This window comes from Pseudomonas fluorescens (assembly GCF_000802965.1).
GTDB classification, from domain to species: domain Bacteria; phylum Pseudomonadota; class Gammaproteobacteria; order Pseudomonadales; family Pseudomonadaceae; genus Aquipseudomonas; species Aquipseudomonas fluorescens_A.
Genome location: NZ_JSAK01000014.1, coordinates 92,267 through 110,843, shown reverse-complemented (window position 1 = coordinate 110,843; position 18,577 = coordinate 92,267). Strand labels below are relative to the sequence as shown.

The window sequence follows — 18,577 nt, the reverse complement described above, 5'->3', positions numbered from 1 at the left end:
TTATCCGTCCGCTGAGGCCGCTGAATATAGAGGGAGATTCTTTCAGCAGCCTTGCAGACCGGGTTGTGAATAGCTGACGCCGGAATCGTGGTCCGGCGTCGGTTTTTTCCATATTGGGTGTGGCTCTTAGTGCACCAGCATGCCGGTGAACCAGTAGGCCTGAGCGAGGGTGATCAGGCCGACGATCGTTGCGAAAAACAGACTGTGCTTGAGCGTGAAGCGGAACAGATCCGACTCCTTGCCCACCAAGCCGGTCGCCGCGCAAGCCACGGCGATCGATTGAGGCGAGATCATCTTGCCGGTCACACCGCCACTGGTGTTCGCCGCCACCAGCAAGGTGTCGTTGACGCCGATCTGGTGTGCTGTGGTCGCTTGCAACGAACTGAACAGCGCGTTGGACGAGGTATCGGAACCGGTAAGGAACACGCCCAGCCAGCCGAGGAACGGCGAGAAGAACGGGAACGCAGCGCCGGTGCCGGCCAGTACCAGGGCCATGGTCGACGACATACCCGAATAGTTGGTGACGAAGGCGAAGGCCAGCACCATACCGATAGACAGGATCGGCCAGCGCAGCTCGTAGAAGGTCTCTTTCAAAGTGGTCAGACCAGTTTTGATATTGATCTTCAGGACCAGCATCGAGATCAGTGCCGAGAAGAAAATCGCCGTGCCGGTCGCGGAAATCGGATCAAGCTTGAACACGGCTGGAATGGCGGTCGGGTTGGCCACGATCGGCGCAACCTTGATCACCATTTGATCCAGGTGCGGAATGGCGAAGTTGAACACGAAGTTGTACATCGAACCGCCGGCGGCAAACATGGCCTTGAACGGTTTAAGGGTCCAGATCGTCACCAGTACAGTGAGGATTAGGAATGGCGACCAGGCTTTGAAAATTTCACCCAGGCTGTAAGGCGAAGCTACGGTGGTGCGCTTCTGGCCGAAACCACCAACGCTGGCGCTCACCACAGAGGCCGAGACGGCACCAACGATGTGTTGGCCGGCGGCGCGTTTTGGCTGCCAGACTTTCAGGAACAGCGTCAGGGAGATCAGGCTGGCCAGGGCCGAGGTGATGTCCGGCAGTTCCGGGCCGATGAAGTTTGACGTGAAGTACTGGGTGACGGCAAAGCTCAAACCGGCTACCAGCGCGGCAGGCCAGGTTTCGCGGACGCCGCGCAGGCCATCCATCATGAACACCAGCCAGAACGGCACGAACAGCGACAGCAGCGGCAGTTGGCGACCGGTCATGGCGCCGATCTTGAACGCGTCGATGCCGGTTACTTGCCCCGCAACAATGATCGGAATCCCCAGAGCGCCGAACGCCACTGGGGCGGTGTTGGCGATCAGACACAGGCCTGCGGCATAGAGCGGGTTGAAACCCAGTCCTACCAACAGCGCCGCGGTAATCGCTACCGGTGCCCCGAAACCGGCCGCACCTTCGAGGAAGGCGCCGAAGCAGAAACCGATCAGCAGCACTTGCAGGCGTTGGTCGTCGGTGATCGACAGCACCGAGCTGCGGATTACCTCGAACTGGCCGCTCTTGACCGTCAGTTTGTAGAGGAACACAGCCGCCACGATGATCCAGGCGATTGGCCACAGACCGTAGGCGAAACCATACCCGGCGGCGGCGAACGCCATGTCGACAGGCATCTGGAAGGCAAAGATCGCCACCAGAATCGACAAGGCCAGCGTGATGCTACCGGCGACGTGTCCTTTGAGGCGGAACACGGCCAGGGCCAGGAAGAAAAACACGATGGGAATAACGGCCGCGAGCGCGGACAGGCCAAGGCTGCCGAGCGGGCTGTAGAGCTGTTGCCAGGTTTGCATATGGGGTGGCCCCTAATTGTTGTTGGTCAGGCACTGATCAGCGTTCTTGGATAATTGGTAATACCAATTTACAATCGCTGTTGGCTAGGGTAAAAGCGTTGTAGGTGGTGTGTCAATTTGCCGCCCTAGAACTTTTGTCGAATGCCCGGTCCTTCAAGCCATTTTCCGGGTTTGGATAAATGTTGTGTGGCAGGTGCTGGTGCAGCATCAATAGGCCAGAATAGAGGCCCGGCGAGCGGTCGGGATCGTGGAGAAATCGAGTTATGGGGTTTGATCAAATACGTCAGCGCCGTTTGTCTGACGATATTGTCGAGCAGCTTGAGGGCATGATCCTCGAGGGCACGCTGAAGGCGGGTGAACGCTTGCCGGCCGAGCGCGTATTGGCCGAGCAGTTCGGCGTATCTCGCCCTTCGCTGCGCGAAGCCATCCAGAAATTGGCGGCCAAGGGTTTGTTGGTCAGTCGTCAGGGCGGTGGCAATTACGTGGTGGAATCCCTGGGCACGACCTTCAGTGATCCCTTGCTGCATCTACTGGAAAGCAATCCCGAGGCGCAGCGCGACCTGCTGGAATTTCGCCATACGCTGGAGGCGTCCTGCGCCTATTACGCAGCATTGCGGGCTACGGACGTTGATCGCGAGCGGCTGACCGCGGCGTTCAACGAATTGCAGGACTGCTATTCGCGCCACGACGAAGTGAGCCGGGCGGAGGAGGGTGCGGCGGATGCGAAATTTCATCTGGCAATCGCCGAAGCCAGTCACAACGCCGTGTTGTTGCACACCATTCGCGGGTTGTTCGACCTGCTTAAGCGCAACGTGGTGACCAACATTGGCGGTATGTACAAACAGCGCACCGAAACTCGCGACATGCTGATCACGCAGCACCGGGAGTTGTATCAAGCGATTATCGAGGGGCGGGCGGAGCAGGCGCGGGAAGTGTCCAGTCGACACATTCTGTATGTGCAGGAAGTGCTGGAAGAAGTGCGTCAGGAAGTGCAGCGCATGGCCCGGGCGGAGCGGCGCAAGGGGATGTGATCAGGTTTAGAAACAAAAGATCGCAGCCTGCGGCAGCTCCTACTGAGGTTCATGTGACCCTGTAGGAGCTGTCGCAGGCTGCGATCTTTTCGCTAGCGCCACGAACTCAAGCGGGAAGATTAATCTTCCTTGCCCTTGTTCCGCACCGCACGCTGCAACTCACGACCGGCATCGCGCTCGCGCTCGGTATCACGCTTGTCGTATTCCTTCTTGCCCTTGCCCAGAGCGATCTCGCACTTGACCATGTGCTTGCTCCAGTACCAGGACAGGCAGACGCAGGCATAGCCTTTCTGCTGCACGGCCGCGGCGAGCTTTTCCAGCTCGCGCCGATTGAGCAGCAATTTGCGCGTGCGGACCGGGTCGGCAATGACGTGGGTGCTGGCGGTCGTCAGAGGCGTGATGTGGCTGCCGAGCAGCCAGGCTTCGCCATCCTTGAGGAGCACGTAACTGTCGACCAGTTGCAGCTTGCTCGCCCGCAGACTTTTTACTTCCCAGCCGGCCAGGACCAGACCAGCCTCGAACTTATGCTCGATGAAGTAATCGTGTCGCGCCTTTTTATTTTGCGCGATGGTCCCTGTTGGGTGTTTCTTCTGTTTAGCCATAGGGGCGGCATTATAGGGAGTTGCAAGCGAGTCGGCTACGGTGTTGCTGCGTGCTTGAGCAGGTTGATTGAATCCCGGACAATGCGCGCTCTTTTTTGAACGGTTGGACGTGACAACGATGTCGACAGACAAGGTTTCAGTCCACGGTAGTTGGGCTAGCCGCTGGGTCTTCATACTCGCCGCGACCGGTTCGGCCGTGGGTCTGGGTAGTATCTGGAAGTTCCCGTACATGGTCGGCGTATATGGCGGCGGCGCTTTCGTGCTGATGTTCCTGGCCTGTATCGCGCTGATCGGTGTGCCGGTGATGCTGGCGGAAACCCTGATCGGTCGGCGCGCCCGGCAGAGCCCGGCCAATGCCCTGAAGGTGTTGGCGCTGGAGGCGGGGCATTCAGGTAAATGGTCCTGGGGCGCGTTTGCCGGGATGATCACTGCATTGCTGATTCTGTCTTTCTACAGTGTCGTTGGCGGCTGGTCGCTGGACTACATCATCGACATGGGGCGGGGCGACTTCCAGGGGGCGACGCCCGATCAGGTGGGCGCGTACTTCAGTAATGTGATCGCCGATCCATGGCGCCTGACACTCTGGCACACAATTTTTATGCTGCTGTCGGCGGTGGTGATCGCCAAAGGCGTGGTCGCCGGGCTTGAGCGCAGTCTGCGAATCATGATGCCGCTGCTGTTCGTGATGGTGCTGGTGTTGCTGGGCTACAGCATGACCACCGGCCACTTCATGGAGGGCGTGCATTTCATGTTCGACTTCCAGCCGGAAAAAGTCCTCGGCGGGTTGCTGCCGGCGATGGGGCATGCGTTCTTTTCCCTGAGTGTGGGCGTCGGCTCGATCATGATCTACGGCGCTTATATGCCGAAGACTTCGTCGATCTCAGGCACCATCGTCGGTGTGGCGCTGCTCGATACCTTCGTTTCCCTGGTGGCCGGCCTGGCACTGTTTCCGATTGTGTTCGCCGCGGGCCTGAACCCAAGCGAAGGCCCAGGCCTGATGTTCGTGAGCCTGCCCTTTGCCTTTGGTAACGTAGCGCTCGGACAGTTGATGGGCGTAGTGTTCTTTGTGCTGGTCGCGATTGCAGCCTGGAGTTCGGCTATTTCGCTACTGGAACCGATGGTGGCGTACCTGGTCGAGCGCACGAAGGTGAGCCGGGCCTGGGTTACGTTCTGGTTGGCGTTCACCTGCTGGTTTGTTGGCTTGGGCACCGTGTTCTCCTTCAATATCTGGAAGGAGGCGAAGTTCTTCGTGAACGAAGGCGGTTTGTTCCACCTCTACCAATGGGGCGCGACCGGCGGCCTGGATTTCTTTGGTGTGATCGATTTCTTTACCTCGCGAATCATGTTGCCACTCGGTGGTTTGTGTTTCGTGGTGTTTGCAGGCTGGGTGATGGGTCGTGATGCGGTGCGCGACGAACTGTCTATCCGCAATCCCCTGTTGTTCGCCCTGTCTTTGTTCTTGATGCGCTATGTGGCGCCCATCGGCATTCTTGTAGTGTTTGCCGCCCAGCTGTGGAAGTGACGCTTACATGACGACACACATTGCACGTTCTGCCCTGCTGCCGTATCCGGCACAAGCGCTGTACGACCTGGTCAACGACGTGGCCCGCTATCCGGAATTCCTGCCGTGGTGTTCAACGGCCGAAGTGCTCGAAAGCTCTCCTGAGCATATGCGGGCCAGCGTGGGTGTGGCCAAGGGCGGACTCAGTCAGCATTTCGTGACGCGTAATACCCTGGTTCCCGGACAGTCGATCGAGATGAATCTCGAAGAGGGGCCATTCACTCAGTTGCATGGCGTCTGGGTGTTCAAAGCGTTGACCGATAAGGCTTGCAAGATCAGCCTGGACCTTTCGTTCGATTACGCTGGGCCGATTGTTCGCGCGACCTTGGGGCCATTGTTCAATCAGGCGGCCAATACGCTGATGGATGCTTTCTGCCAGCGGGCCAAGCAAATACATGGTTGATGCGTTGATTGAGATTGAGGTGGTGTATGCCGCCGTTGATCGCCAGGTGCTTTTGCCGGTGGTGGTGCCAGCAGGGACGACCGTTCGAGGGGTGTTGCTGAAATCCGGGATAAGCCAGGCATTTCCTGAGCTGGATGTGGCCCGGTGCACGGTGGGGATCTTCGGGAAGGTAGTCGTCGATCCCGACAGTCATTTGGTTCGATCGGGGGATCGCATCGAGATTTATCGACCTTTGCTGGCCGATCCCAAAGAGATTCGCCGGTTGCGGGCGGCCAAGGCTGCCGAGGCGAAGGCGCGCAATCAATAAGTCGCCAATCACCAGGCAATAAAAAACCCGGCACGCCGGGTTTTTTATTGCGTCGCAAATTATTGCGGCGAGGTGTCCAACGGTTCTGGTGTCGGGACTGGAACGGTTTCTACGCCGTCCACGTCCTTCTGGATCTGATCCAGCAACGAACCTGGCTTGACCGGTTTTTCCGGCTTCGGCTTCTCGACGTTTTCTGCAGGAGCGGTCACTGTCGTGCCACTGTCCTTGCCGAGAATGGCTTCGTCGCGGCTCACGCCGGGCATGAAATCACCAGAGAGGCTGACAAGCTGGTCATTTGGGTTGAAGATAACGCTAATGCGTTCTTGTTGGCGTTCACCGCCACCCGGTTGCAGGCTGTACAGATAATCCCAGCGATCGGCATGGAACGTGTCAGTCAGCAGAGGGTTGCCCATGATAAACCTTACTTGCTTACGGGTCATTCCCGGGCGTAACTGGTCTATCATGTCCTGCGTGACGACATTGCCCTGCTGGATGTCGATTTTGTAAACCCCGGGGAATGAACAACCGGCGAGTGCGAGCAGTCCCACAAAGGTGAAACTGGTTAGCAAGAGCTTGGTGTTTTGCATCGGTGGGCGACTTCCACTATCTTGGCTGGGACAACGTAAACGCCGATCATACCCGCATTAAGAGAAGCTGCGAAGCAGCATCGCGAGAAAGCTGACCATGGTTGAAAATAGCGAACTACGCAAAGCCGGCCTCAAAGTGACCCTTCCACGGGTCAAAATTCTGCAAATGCTCGATTCCGCCGAGCAACGCCACATGAGTGCCGAGGATGTCTACAAGGCACTGATGGAGGCTGGCGAGGACGTCGGTCTGGCCACGGTTTACCGTGTACTGACTCAGTTCGAGGCAGCTGGGCTTGTGGTGCGGCACAACTTCGACGGAGGCCATGCGGTCTTCGAACTGGACGACGGCAAGCATCACGACCATATGGTCAACGTCGAAACCAGCGAAGTGATCGAATTCTTCGACGAAGAAATCGAGCGCCTGCAGAAAGCCATCGTCGACAAGTACGGTTTCGAGATGGTTGATCACAATCTGGTGCTGTACGTACGCAAGAAAAAGTAAGCATGTCGCGCGAACGCAAGGTTCGCGAAACGAACAAAGGCGACCTCAGGGTCGCCTTTGTGCTTTTTGCCTGATGTAGGAGCTGCCGCAGGCTGCGATCTTTTGATCTTGCTTTTTATAAGGTCAAGATCAAAAGATCGCCGCCTGCGGCAGCTCCTACAGGGGAATGCGTACCTTTGTAGGAGCCGGCTTGCTGGCGATGGTCGTTAACGATAACTCGTAGGAGCAGGTTGACCGCGGTGTAGCCATCGCCAGCAAGCCGGCTCCTGCATACACGCGTTTCACGATCCCAAAGCTTTTGCCGCCACCACCATTTTCTTGGCGTGAGCCAGGGACTCCTTGGTCAGATCGATGCCGCCCAGCATTCGCGCCACCTCTTCGACGCGATCGTTCTTGCTGAGTTTGGAGACGGCCGTACGAGTGGCATCCTCGCCGCGCACTTTATGTACAAACAAATGCTGATGTCCCTGCGCCGCCACCTGTGGCAAGTGCGTTACTGTCAGAACCTGTCCGCGCTCCCCTAGTCGACGCAGCAACTGGCCGACGATCTCGGCGGTGGGGCCGCCGATACCTACGTCCACTTCGTCGAACACCAGGGTTGGGACGCGGGAGGTTTGTGCAGTGATGACCTGGATGGCCAGGCTGATTCGCGACAGTTCGCCACCCGATGCCACCTTCGCCAGCGCTTTTAAAGGCTGCCCCGGGTTGGCACTGACCAACAGCTCTACCTGTTCAAGTCCGTTCGGTAGCAATTCATTGCTGCTGTTCGGTCGCAGTTCAATGGCAAAACGCCCGCCGGGCATGCCAAGGCGCTGGATTTCCTGTTCCACGGCGCTGGCCAGGCTGCTGGAAGCTTGGTGGCGCAGGTCGCTCAACTCCCGAGCCTTCTCCTGATAATGACGGGCGTAAGACGCCAGCTCATCACTCAGTCGCCCGATGGATTCATCGTTGGCATTCAGGGTTTCGATTTCATCCAGCAACCGCTGTTGCATCTCGGCGACCTCGGTCGGCTGGATGCGGTGCTTGCGAGCCATGGTGTAGATCGCATCGAGGCGCTCTTCCAGGTATTGAAGACGCGCCGGGTCTGCGTCGAAGTTATCCAGGAAGCGGTTCAGCTCGCCCACGGCTTCTTCAACCTGGATCTGCGCGCTGGTCAGCAAGCTGCTGGCTTCGCCAAGCGCGCCAATCGAGCTGTTCACGCTCGACAGGCGATTGAGGCTGGCAGTCAGGGCGTTCAGCACATTGCCGGAATCACTTTCGCTGCATTGCTCGACGACTTGTCGGCAGATACCCAGCAAGGTTTCAGCATTGGTCAGGTTCTTGTGTTCCTGTTCCAGCTGCTCCAGTTCGTTTTCGCCGAGGCCGAGATTTTCCAGTTCTTCAAGCTGATAGCTGAGCAACTGATGGCGCGCGCGCTGCTCATCACCGGAGTTGGAAAGCCGCTCCAGCTCCTGGTGCGTCTGGCGCCAGCGCTGGGCGGCCAGTTGCACCTGGCGAGCGAGGTCCGTAGCGCCGGCATACTCGTCGAGCAGGCGCCGATGGGTATCGGTCTTGAGCAGGGATTGGTGTTCATGCTGGCTGTGGATATCGATAAGCAGCTCGCCCAATGCCTTGAGGTCGCCAAGCGGGCAGGGCGTGCCATTGATGTAGCCGCGTGAGCGTCCTTCAGCGGTGATCACTCGCCGCAGGATGCATGGGCCGTCAATCTCGAGGTCGCGCTCGGCCAGCCAGGCGCTCGCTTCGGGAATGTCCGCCAGATCGAAGGTTGCGAGGATGTCGGCCTTGTCAGCGCCGGGACGAACCACGCCGCTGTCGGCGCGATCGCCCAGGGTCAGGCCCAGGGCGTCGAGCATGATCGACTTGCCGGCGCCGGTTTCCCCCGTGATCACGCTCATTCCGCGATCGAGTTCGAGATCGAGATGTTCAACGATGGCGTAGTTGTGTACGGACAGGTGCACCAGCATAAAGGCCGCTCCCAGGCTTTAGGTCTGGTTATTTATACAGTGTTTTGTTTCTGGCTGACAATGCCCCTCGTTAGCTCGATTGGCTTGATCCGACGAAATCCTTAGTGCGCCCTGCAATGACAATGCATGTGTTTTTTGTAGGGTTAATGCGTAGGCACCCCTTGAAGCCGGATTTTGCGGCCCCATATAGCTGGGCAGAAGCGCGAGTTGAGCTCGCGGACGATATTGAAAGGAGAATTCTATGGCTGACGAACAGACAGTGGATACGCAAAATCTAGACGCCGATCAGGCTCCCCAGGCTTCGGGTGATGATCTGGCGGCTCGTGTACAAGTGCTCGAAGAGCAACTGGCAGGCGCGCAGGATCAGGCTTTGCGTGTAGCTGCCGATCTGCAGAACGTCCGCCGTCGCGCCGAGCAGGACGTGGAAAAGGCTCACAAATTCGCGCTGGAAAAATTCGCTAGCGACTTGCTGCCGATCATCGACAGTCTCGAGCGCGGCTTGGAGTTGTCGAACCCGGATGACGAGAGCATCCGTCCGATGCGCGAAGGTATCGAGCTGACCCTGAAAATGTTCCAGGACACCCTGAAGCGTTATCAGCTGGAAGCGATCGATCCGCATGGCGAACCGTTCAACGCCGTTCTTCATCAGGCAATGGCCATGCAGGAAAGCGCTGACCTCGAGCCGAACAGCGTGCTCAAGGTGTTCCAGAAGGGCTACCAGCTCAATGGTCGCCTGCTGCGCCCGGCGATGGTCGTGGTCAGCAAGGCGCCTGCGCCAGTTTCGCCTTCGATTGATGAGCAGGCTTGAAATTAGCCGCAAGGCCCCCATTTAGAAGTCAAGCGTTTAAGTGCTACCGCAGTTAGCCACCACTGCTGCGGCAACCAAATCCAAAGTTTCGGGAGAGTGAACATGGGCAAAATTATCGGTATCGACCTGGGGACTACCAACTCCTGCGTCTCCGTACTTGAAAACGGCGTAGCCAAAGTAATCGAAAACGCCGAAGGCGCGCGTACCACGCCGTCGATCATCGCTTACGCCAACGATGGCGAAATCCTGGTTGGCCAGTCGGCCAAGCGTCAGGCGGTGACCAATCCGCACAACACCCTGTACGCGGTGAAGCGTCTGATCGGTCGTCGCTTTGAAGAAGAAGTTGTACAGAAAGACATCCAGATGGTGCCTTACAAGATCGCCAAGGCTGACAACGGCGACGCTTGGGTTGAAGTGAACGGCCAGAAAATGGCGCCGCCACAAATCTCGGCTGAAATTCTGAAGAAAATGAAGAAGACCGCCGAAGACTACCTCGGCGAGCCAGTGACCGAAGCGGTGATCACCGTTCCGGCCTACTTCAACGACAGCCAGCGTCAAGCCACCAAAGACGCCGGCCGCATCGCGGGCCTGGACGTAAAACGTATCATCAACGAACCAACCGCAGCCGCTCTGGCTTACGGTATGGACAAGGCCAAGGGCGATCACACCGTGATCGTTTATGACCTGGGTGGCGGTACTTTCGACGTTTCCGTGATCGAAATCGCTGAAGTCGATGGCGAGCACCAGTTTGAAGTGTTGGCCACCAACGGCGACACCTTCCTGGGTGGTGAAGACTTTGACATTCGTCTGATCGACTACCTCGTTGACGAATTCAAGAAAGAAAGCGGCATGAACCTCAAGGGTGATCCGCTGGCCATGCAGCGCCTGAAAGAGGCCGCTGAAAAAGCCAAGATCGAGCTGTCTTCCGCTCAGTCGACCGACGTGAACCTGCCGTACATCACTGCAGACGCCACCGGTCCTAAGCACTTGAACGTGAAGATCTCGCGCGCCAAGCTGGAAGCGCTGGTTGAAGACCTGGTTCAACGCACCATCGAGCCATGCCGCATCGCTCTGAAAGACTCCGGTATCGACGTTGGCGCAATCAACGACGTGATCCTGGTCGGCGGTCAGACCCGTATGCCACTGGTTCAAAAGCTGGTTACCGAGTTCTTCGGTAAAGAAGCTCGAAAAGACGTGAACCCGGACGAAGCCGTTGCCATGGGTGCTGCCATTCAGGGCGCTGTTCTGGCCGGTGACGTTAAAGACGTTCTGCTGCTCGACGTCAGCCCGCTGACCCTGGGTATCGAAACCATGGGTGGCGTGATGACCGCGCTGATCGAGAAAAACACCACGATTCCTACCAAGAAATCGCAAGTGTTCTCGACTGCCGACGACAACCAGGGCGCAGTGACCATTCACGTGCTGCAAGGTGAGCGTAAGCAAGCGGCGCAGAACAAGTCCTTGGGCAAGTTCGACCTGGCCGAGATTCCACCAGCACCACGTGGCGTGCCACAAATCGAAGTAACCTTCGACATCGACGCCAACGGCATTCTGCACGTAGGCGCCAAGGACAAGGCCACCGGCAAGACTCAGTCGATCGTGATCAAGGCCAACTCCGGTCTGTCCGACGAAGAGATCGAGCGCATGGTGCGTGATGCCGAGGCTAACGCCGAGGAAGACCGCAAGTTCGAAGAGCTGGCCGCTGCCCGTAACCAGGGTGATGCACTGGTTCACTCGACGCGCAAAATGGTCGCTGATGCTGGCGATAAAGTGAGCGCTGAAGAGAAGACTGCAATCGAAGCTGCTGTAGTTGCCCTGGAAGCCGCCGTAAAAGGCGACGATAAGGCCGCTATTGAAGCCAAGGTTGAGGAGCTGTCGAAGGTTTCCGCGCCAGTGGCTCAGAAGATGTACGCCGAACAGGCTCAGCCTGCTGAAGGCGCGGCACCGCACGACGAAAAAGCTGAAAAGGCTGACGACGTTGTTGATGCCGAGTTCGAAGAAGTCAAAGACCACAAGTAAGTTGTTGGTCGGCCGGTTGACTGCCTTGCGGCGGTGACTGGTAGGATGTCGCCGCGCGGGAGCTTGCTCCCGCGTTGGCGTGTCTGGAGTTAGCGAATTTTTTCAGCATGCGACAACGCTCGCGTGTTGATGGCATGGCCGGAAATGCTCCTGCTTTCCGGGCCGAAAGTGCCGATCGAATCAAAGACCAGGATCGTTGAATTGACGTGAGTTGGGTCCGGGCCTGTATTGGGGCTCAACGAGTTTGACGAGGCTCAGGAGAGGTTTGTCGAACGTCCTCAAGAGTGCAAAAGACTTATGGCAAAGCGTGACTATTACGAAGTATTGGGTGTTGAACGAGGCTCAAGCGAAGCGGACCTGAAAAAGGCCTACCGTCGCCTGGCGATGAAGCATCACCCGGACCGTAATCCCGATGACAAAGCGTCGGAAGAGATGTTCAAGGAGGCCAACGAGGCCTACGAAGTGCTGTCCGATTCCAGCAAGCGTGCGGCGTACGACCAGTACGGCCATGCCGGTGTCGACCCGAGCATGGGTGGCGGCGGTGCCGGTTTCGGTGGTCAGAACTTCTCCGACATCTTTGGCGATGTCTTCAGTGACTTCTTCGGTGGCGGTCGCGGCGGTTCTCGTGGCGGTGCCCAGCGCGGCAGCGACCTGCGTTACACCCTGGAGTTGAACCTGGAAGAAGCGGTGCGCGGCACGACCGTGAATATCCGTGTTCCGACGCTGGTCAACTGCAATCCATGCGAAGGCTCGGGAGCCAAGAAAGGTTCGTCGCCGTCCACGTGCCCGACCTGTGGCGGTATCGGCCAGGTGCGCATGCAGCAAGGGTTCTTCTCGGTGCAGCAGACCTGCCCGCGCTGCCATGGCCAAGGCAAGATCATTTCCGATCCATGCGACTCCTGCCATGGCGAAGGCCGTATCGAAGAGTACAAGACTCTGTCGGTGAAAGTGCCGGCCGGTGTCGATACCGGTGACCGCATTCGCCTGTCCGGCGAAGGCGAGGCGGGTGCTCAGGGTGGTCCGACTGGTGACCTGTACGTGGTGATCAACGTGCGCGAGCACGCGATCTTCCAGCGTGACGGCAAGCACCTGTTCTGCGAAGTGCCGATCAGCTTTGTTGATGCAGCGCTGGGTGGCGAGTTGGAGATTCCGACCCTCGATGGTCGGGTCAAGCTGAAGATCCCTGAAGGCACTCAGACCGGCAAGCAGTTCCGCGTTCGCGGTAAAGGCGTTGCGCCAGTGCGTGGTGGCGGTGCCGGTGACTTGATGTGCCGTGTGGCGGTCGAGACCCCGGTTAACCTGAGCCGTCGTCAGCGCGAAATGCTGGAAGAGTTCCGCAGCTCGCTGGCGGACGACAACAGCCATTCGCCGAAAACCACAGGCTGGTTCGAAGGCGTGAAGCGCTTCTTCGGCGATTTGTAAGGAGGCAGGCATGCGACGTATAGCTGTGATGGGCGCCGCCGGGCGCATGGGCAAAACCCTGATCGAAGCCGTTCAGCAAGCGCCGGGCGCCGGTCTGACCGCTGCGGTCGATCGTCCTGACAGTACGCTGGTCGGCGCGGATGCCGGTGAACTGGCTGCGCTGGGCCGTATTGGCGTGCCGCTGTCTGGTGATCTTGATCGTGTAGTTGACGAGTTCGACGTGCTGATCGACTTCACGCATCCGACCGTGACCCTGAAGAACCTCGCCTTCTGCCGTAAGCACAACAAGGCGATGATCATCGGAACTACCGGCTTCAGCGTTGAAGAGAAGCAGTTGCTGGCGGAAGCGGGCAAGGATATTCCGATCGTCTTCGCGGCCAACTTCAGCGTGGGTGTAAACCTGTGCCTGAAGCTGCTCGACACCGCTGCTCGCGTGCTGGGTGATGATGTCGATATCGAGATCATGGAAGCTCACCATCGGCATAAAGTCGATGCGCCGTCCGGTACGGCCGTGCGCATGGGCGAAGTGATTGCTGATGCCCTGGGGCGCGACCTGAAGAAGGTTGCGGTTTATGGTCGTGAGGGTCAGACCGGTGCTCGTGATCGCGAGACGATCGGTTTCGCCACTGTGCGTGCTGGCGACATCGTCGGTGATCATACCGTGCTGTTCGCCGCCGACGGTGAACGTGTCGAGATCACTCACAAGGCTTCCAGTCGCATGACCTTCGCCAAGGGTGCGGTACGTGCTGCATTGTGGCTGGACGGGCGCGAGCCTGGTCTTTACGACATGCAAGACGTGCTCGACCTGCGTTAAGATGCACCCGAAATCGGGCTCGCGCACAGCGTTTGAGCCCGGTTTTATTCCGCCAAGCGACGTCCTGTCGCATTCTCCAGCCTTTAAGGCTCATTGGCGGTAGACCAAAAATGCCTTTTTCTGTAAGCTACAGCTTTAGTGTGTCCACTAAAAGCGCGCAGAATAATTCAGTGAAGAAGCGGGGTGACGTGTCCATACGTCACTCCGCTTTTTTACAACCTGCGATCGCCCTTTCAGGCTTTATTTACGGGAGGTCTTCTTGACTAAGCCAGCCATACTCGCCCTTGCTGATGGCAGCATTTTTCGCGGCGAAGCCATTGGAGCCGACGGTCAAACCGTTGGTGAGGTGGTGTTCAACACCGCAATGACCGGCTATCAGGAAATCCTTACCGATCCTTCCTACGCCCAACAGATCGTTACCCTGACTTACCCGCACATCGGCAACACCGGCACTACGCCGGAAGACGCCGAGTCCAACCGTGTCTGGTCGGCTGGCCTGGTCATTCGTGACCTGCCACTGGTTGCGAGCAACTGGCGTAACACGATGTCCCTGTCCGACTACCTGAAGGCCAACAATGTTGTGGCCATCGCCGGTATCGACACCCGTCGCCTGACGCGCATCCTGCGTGAAAAAGGCGCACAGAACGGCTGCATCATGGCCGGTGACAACATTTCCGAAGAAGCCGCCATCGCCGCCGCCCAGGGTTTCCCTGGCCTGAAAGGCATGGACCTGGCCAAAGTCGTCAGCACCAAAGACACCTACGAATGGCGCTCGACTGTCTGGGATCTGAAAACCGACAGCCACGCGACCATCGAGGCTTCCGAGTTGCCGTACCACGTAGTTGCCTACGACTACGGCGTCAAAGTGAACATCCTGCGCATGCTGGTTGAGCGCGGCTGCCGCGTCACCGTGGTGCCTGCTCAGACCCCTGCTGCCGATGTACTGGCGCTGAAGCCGGACGGCGTGTTCCTGTCCAACGGCCCCGGCGATCCGGAGCCTTGCGACTACGCGATCCAGGCGATCAAGGATGTGCTGGAAACCGAGATCCCGGTATTCGGTATCTGCCTCGGTCACCAATTGTTGGCCCTGGCTTCCGGCGCCAAGACCCTGAAAATGGGTCACGGCCACCACGGTGCCAACCACCCGGTCCAGGACCTGGACACTGGCGTCGTAATGATCACCAGTCAGAATCACGGTTTCGCGGTAGACGAAGCGACCCTGCCAGCCAACGTTCGCGCGATCCACAAATCGCTGTTCGACGGCACACTGCAAGGCATCGAGCGTACCGACAAGAGCGCCTTCAGCTTCCAGGGTCACCCGGAAGCCAGCCCTGGCCCGAACGACGTAGCGCCTTTGTTCGATCGCTTCATCAACGAGATGGCCAAGCGACGCTGATCGCTCGCCCTGATGTAGCAAAGCTTGAGGGCGGTCCCGACACCGGCGACACCCTCAAGTCTTCAGAGATTGAACAAGACGGCTTGCCGACTGACCTGCGGATTTGAGTGACAAACCCATGCCAAAACGTACAGACATTAAAAGCATCCTGATTCTCGGCGCTGGCCCGATCGTTATCGGCCAGGCCTGCGAGTTCGACTACTCCGGCGCCCAGGCCTGTAAAGCCCTGCGCGAAGAGGGCTACCGCGTCATCCTGGTGAACTCCAACCCGGCTACTATCATGACCGACCCGGCCATGGCTGACGCCACCTACATCGAACCGATCAAGTGGCAGACCGTTGCCAAGATCATTGAGAAAGAGCGTCCGGACGCGCTGCTGCCGACCATGGGCGGCCAGACCGCTCTGAACTGCGCCCTGGACCTGGAGCGCGAAGGCGTTCTGGAGAAGTTCGGTGTGGAGATGATCGGTGCCAACGCCGACACCATCGACAAGGCTGAAGACCGTTCGCGTTTCGACAAGGCGATGAAATCCATCGGCCTGGCGTGCCCGCGTTCCGGCATCGCCCACAGCATGGAAGAGGCCAACGCGGTCCTCGAGAAGCTCGGCTTCCCGTGCATCATCCGTCCGTCCTTCACCATGGGCGGCACCGGTGGCGGTATTGCTTACAACCGTGAAGAATTCGAAGAAATCTGCGCCCGTGGTCTGGACCTGTCGCCGACCAAAGAGCTGCTGATCGACGAATCCCTGATCGGCTGGAAAGAGTACGAGATGGAGGTGGTCCGCGATAAGAAGGACAACTGCATCATCGTTTGCTCGATCGAAAACTTTGACCCGATGGGCGTGCACACCGGTGACTCGATCACCGTGGCTCCTGCACAAACCCTGACCGACAAGGAATACCAGATCCTGCGTAACGCCTCCCTGGCGGTACTGCGCGAGATCGGCGTGGAAACCGGTGGTTCCAACGTTCAGTTCGGCATCTGCCCGAACACCGGCCGCATGGTCGTGATCGAGATGAACCCGCGTGTATCCCGTTCCTCGGCCCTGGCTTCGAAAGCCACCGGTTTCCCGATCGCCAAGGTCGCGGCCAAACTGGCTGTGGGTTACACCCTCGACGAACTGTCGAACGACATCACCGGCGGCAAGACCCCGGCGTCCTTCGAGCCGTCCATCGACTACGTCGTCACCAAGCTGCCACGCTTCGCCTTCGAGAAATTCGCCAAGGCTGACGCGCGCCTGACCACTCAGATGAAGTCGGTCGGTGAAGTCATGGCTATCGGCCGTACTTTCCAGGAATCCCTGCAGAAAGCTTTGCGCGGTCTGGAAGTCGGTGTTTGCGGTCTGGACGAAAAAGTTGATCTGGCTAACCCGGAAAGCATGAGCGTGCTCAAGCGCGAGCTGACCGTACCGGGCGCCGAGCGTATCTGGTACGTGGCGGACGCGATGCGCGCCGGCATGAGCGTTGAAGACATCTTCGGCATGACCATGATCGATCCTTGGTTCCTGGTGCAGATGGAAGATCTGATCAAGGACGAAGAGAAGGTCAAGACCCTGGGTCTGACCAGCATCGACCGCGACCTGATGTTCCGCCTCAAGCGCAAAGGCTTCTCCGATATGCGCCTGGCCAAACTGCTGGGTGTGACCGAGAAGAGCCTGCGTGCTCACCGTCACAAACTGGAAATCTTCCCGGTCTACAAGCGCGTCGACACCTGCGCCGCCGAGTTCGCCACCGACACCGCTTACCTGTACTCGACGTACGAAGAAGAGTGCGAAGCCGCGCCATCGGGTCGCGACAAGATCATGATCCTGGGCGGCGGTCCGAACCGTATCGGCCAGGGCATCGAGTTCGACTACTGCTGTGTACACGCGGCACTGGCGCTGCGCGATGACGGTTACGAGACCATCATGGTCAACTGCAACCCGGAAACCGTTTCTACCGACTACGACACGTCCGATCGCTTGTACTTCGAACCAGTGACCCTGGAAGACGTGCTGGAAATCGTCCGCGTCGAGAAGCCAAAAGGCGTCATCGTCCAGTACGGCGGCCAGACCCCGCTGAAACTGGCTCGCGCCCTGGAAGCCGCTGGCGTGCCGATCATCGGCACCAGCCCTGACGCCATCGACCGTGCCGAAGACCGTGAGCGCTTCCAGCAGATGGTTCAGCGCCTGAATCTGCGTCAGCCGCCAAACGCCACCGTGCGCAGCGAAGACGAAGCGATTCGTGCCGCCAGCAAGATCGGTTACCCGCTGGTGGTGCGTCCGTCTTATGTATTGGGCGGCCGTGCGATGGAAATCGTTTACGAAGAAGAAGAACTCAAGCGCTACCTGCGTGAAGCGGTTCAAGTGTCCAACGACAGCCCGGTGCTGCTGGACCACTTCCTCAACTGCGCCATCGAAATGGACGTGGATGCGGTCTGCGACGGTAAAGACGTTGTCATCGGCGCAATCATGCAGCACATCGAGCAGGCCGGCGTTCACTCCGGTGACTCCGCATGCTCGCTGCCGCCGTATTCGCTGCCTGCGCACATCCAGGACGAGATGCGTGACCAGGTCAAGAAGATGGCCCTGGAACTGGGCGTGGTCGGCCTGATGAACGTTCAGTTGGCGCTGCAAGGCGACGACATCTACGTCATCGAAGTCAACCCGCGTGCTTCCCGTACCGTGCCTTTCGTGTCCAAGTGCATCGGTGTTTCCCTGGCAATGATCGCGGCTCGCGTCATGGCCGGTAAAACCCTGAAGGAAATCGGTTTCACCAAGGAAATCATTCCTAACTTCTACAGCGTGAAAGAGGCGGTGTTCCCATTCGCCAAATTCCCTGGTGTTGACCCGATCCTCGGCCCAGAGATGAAGTCCACCGGTGAAGTGATGGGCGTGGGCGACACCTTCGGTGAAGCGTTCGCCAAGGCTCAGATGGGTGCCAGCGAAGTGCTGCCGACCGGCGGTACCGCGTTCATCAGTGTGCGCGACGATGACAAGCCGCTGGTTGCAGGCGTGGCCCGTGATCTGATCAACTTGGGCTTCGAAGTGGTCGCCACTGCCGGTACTGCCAAGCTGATCGAAGCCGCAGGCCTGAAAGTGCGCCGCGTGAACAAGGTGACCGAGGGTCGTCCACACGTGGTCGACATGATCAAGAATGACGAAGTCACCCTGATCATCAACACCACCGAAGGTCGTCAATCGATCGCTGATTCGTACTCCATTCGTCGCAACGCTCTGCAGCACAAGATCTACTGCACTACCACCATTGCTGCTGGCGAAGCTATCTGCGAAGCGCTGAAGTTCGGTCCCGAGAAGACCGTGCGCCGCTTGCAGGATCTACACGCAGGATTGAAGGCATGA

Annotated in this window: 15 protein-coding genes; 11 read left to right on the top strand and 4 right to left on the bottom strand. The window is 58.5% G+C overall.

The window, feature by feature from the left end; genetic code table 11:
* Positions 1 to 126: 126 nt before the first annotated feature.
* The gene (locus NL64_RS12350; RefSeq protein WP_034148353.1) at positions 127 to 1,821 is read right to left on the bottom strand and encodes a lactate permease LctP family transporter; all 1,695 of its coding nucleotides are present in this window, start codon (positions 1,819 to 1,821) and stop codon (positions 127 to 129) included.
* 263 nt (positions 1,822 to 2,084) lie between these two features.
* Here NL64_RS12350 and NL64_RS12345 point away from each other — a divergent pair, with 263 nt between their 5' ends.
* Positions 2,085 to 2,852: an FCD domain-containing protein gene (locus NL64_RS12345; RefSeq protein ID WP_034148352.1), complete on the top strand. Its 768-nt coding sequence runs from the start codon at positions 2,085 to 2,087 to the stop codon at positions 2,850 to 2,852.
* Positions 2,853 to 2,971: 119 nt separating this feature from the next.
* On the opposite strand, the gene smpB is transcribed toward NL64_RS12345, so the two are convergent.
* Positions 2,972 to 3,454, bottom strand: coding sequence for an SsrA-binding protein SmpB (gene smpB, locus NL64_RS12340; RefSeq protein WP_007933497.1), 483 nt, complete (start codon positions 3,452 to 3,454; stop codon positions 2,972 to 2,974).
* 118 nt (positions 3,455 to 3,572) lie between these two features.
* Between smpB and NL64_RS12335 the strand changes: the two genes are divergently transcribed.
* The 3 genes from NL64_RS12335 to NL64_RS12325 are packed head-to-tail and all read left to right on the top strand — an operon-like array spanning position 3,573 to position 5,725.
* Complete coding sequence (locus tag NL64_RS12335) at positions 3,573 to 4,976, top strand: sodium-dependent transporter (protein WP_034148351.1); 1,404 nt, start codon at positions 3,573 to 3,575, stop codon at positions 4,974 to 4,976.
* A gap of 7 nt (positions 4,977 to 4,983) precedes the next feature.
* Complete coding sequence (locus tag NL64_RS12330) at positions 4,984 to 5,418, top strand: type II toxin-antitoxin system RatA family toxin (RefSeq protein WP_034148350.1); 435 nt, start codon at positions 4,984 to 4,986, stop codon at positions 5,416 to 5,418.
* Complete coding sequence (locus NL64_RS12325) at positions 5,411 to 5,725, top strand: RnfH family protein (protein ID WP_034148349.1); 315 nt, start codon at positions 5,411 to 5,413, stop codon at positions 5,723 to 5,725. Before NL64_RS12330 ends, NL64_RS12325 begins: the two co-directional genes overlap by 8 nt.
* Positions 5,726 to 5,784: 59 nt before the next feature.
* On the opposite strand, the gene NL64_RS12320 is transcribed toward NL64_RS12325, so the two are convergent.
* The gene (locus NL64_RS12320) at positions 5,785 to 6,312 is read right to left on the bottom strand and encodes an outer membrane protein assembly factor BamE (RefSeq protein WP_034148348.1); all 528 of its coding nucleotides are present in this window, start codon (positions 6,310 to 6,312) and stop codon (positions 5,785 to 5,787) included.
* A gap of 97 nt (positions 6,313 to 6,409) precedes the next feature.
* Between NL64_RS12320 and fur the strand changes: the two genes are divergently transcribed.
* Positions 6,410 to 6,814 (top strand): ferric iron uptake transcriptional regulator, encoded by a 405-nt coding sequence (gene fur / locus NL64_RS12315; RefSeq protein WP_003197684.1) that lies wholly within the window; start codon positions 6,410 to 6,412, stop codon positions 6,812 to 6,814.
* Positions 6,815 to 7,095: 281 nt separating this feature from the next.
* On the opposite strand, the gene recN is transcribed toward fur, so the two are convergent.
* Positions 7,096 to 8,778, bottom strand: coding sequence for a DNA repair protein RecN (gene recN / locus NL64_RS12310; RefSeq protein ID WP_034148347.1), 1,683 nt, complete (start codon positions 8,776 to 8,778; stop codon positions 7,096 to 7,098).
* A gap of 241 nt (positions 8,779 to 9,019) precedes the next feature.
* On the opposite strand from recN, the gene grpE reads away from it, so the two are divergent.
* The 6 genes from grpE to carB all read left to right on the top strand — a co-directional run bounded on the left by grpE (position 9,020) and on the right by carB (position 18,577).
* Entirely contained in the window at positions 9,020 to 9,586 is a 567-nt protein-coding gene (gene grpE, locus NL64_RS12305) for a nucleotide exchange factor GrpE (RefSeq protein ID WP_034148346.1), read from the top strand.
* 102 nt (positions 9,587 to 9,688) lie between these two features.
* On the top strand, positions 9,689 to 11,605 hold the full coding sequence (gene dnaK / locus NL64_RS12300; RefSeq protein ID WP_034148345.1) for a molecular chaperone DnaK: 1,917 nt from the start codon (positions 9,689 to 9,691) through the stop codon (positions 11,603 to 11,605).
* A 297-nt stretch (positions 11,606 to 11,902) separates the two neighbouring features.
* The gene (gene dnaJ / locus NL64_RS12295) at positions 11,903 to 13,027 is read left to right on the top strand and encodes a molecular chaperone DnaJ (protein ID WP_034148344.1); all 1,125 of its coding nucleotides are present in this window, start codon (positions 11,903 to 11,905) and stop codon (positions 13,025 to 13,027) included.
* A gap of 10 nt (positions 13,028 to 13,037) precedes the next feature.
* Complete coding sequence (dapB, locus tag NL64_RS12290; RefSeq protein WP_034148343.1) at positions 13,038 to 13,841, top strand: 4-hydroxy-tetrahydrodipicolinate reductase; 804 nt, start codon at positions 13,038 to 13,040, stop codon at positions 13,839 to 13,841.
* Between the two features lie 259 nt (positions 13,842 to 14,100).
* A complete protein-coding gene (carA, locus tag NL64_RS12285) occupies positions 14,101 to 15,237 on the top strand; it encodes a glutamine-hydrolyzing carbamoyl-phosphate synthase small subunit (protein WP_034148342.1) in 1,137 nt (378 codons plus the stop codon).
* Positions 15,238 to 15,355: 118 nt separating this feature from the next.
* Positions 15,356 to 18,577 carry a carbamoyl-phosphate synthase large subunit gene (gene carB / locus NL64_RS12280; protein WP_034148341.1) on the top strand — a complete coding sequence of 1,074 codons (3,222 nt, stop codon included), beginning with the start codon at positions 15,356 to 15,358 and terminating at the stop codon, positions 18,575 to 18,577.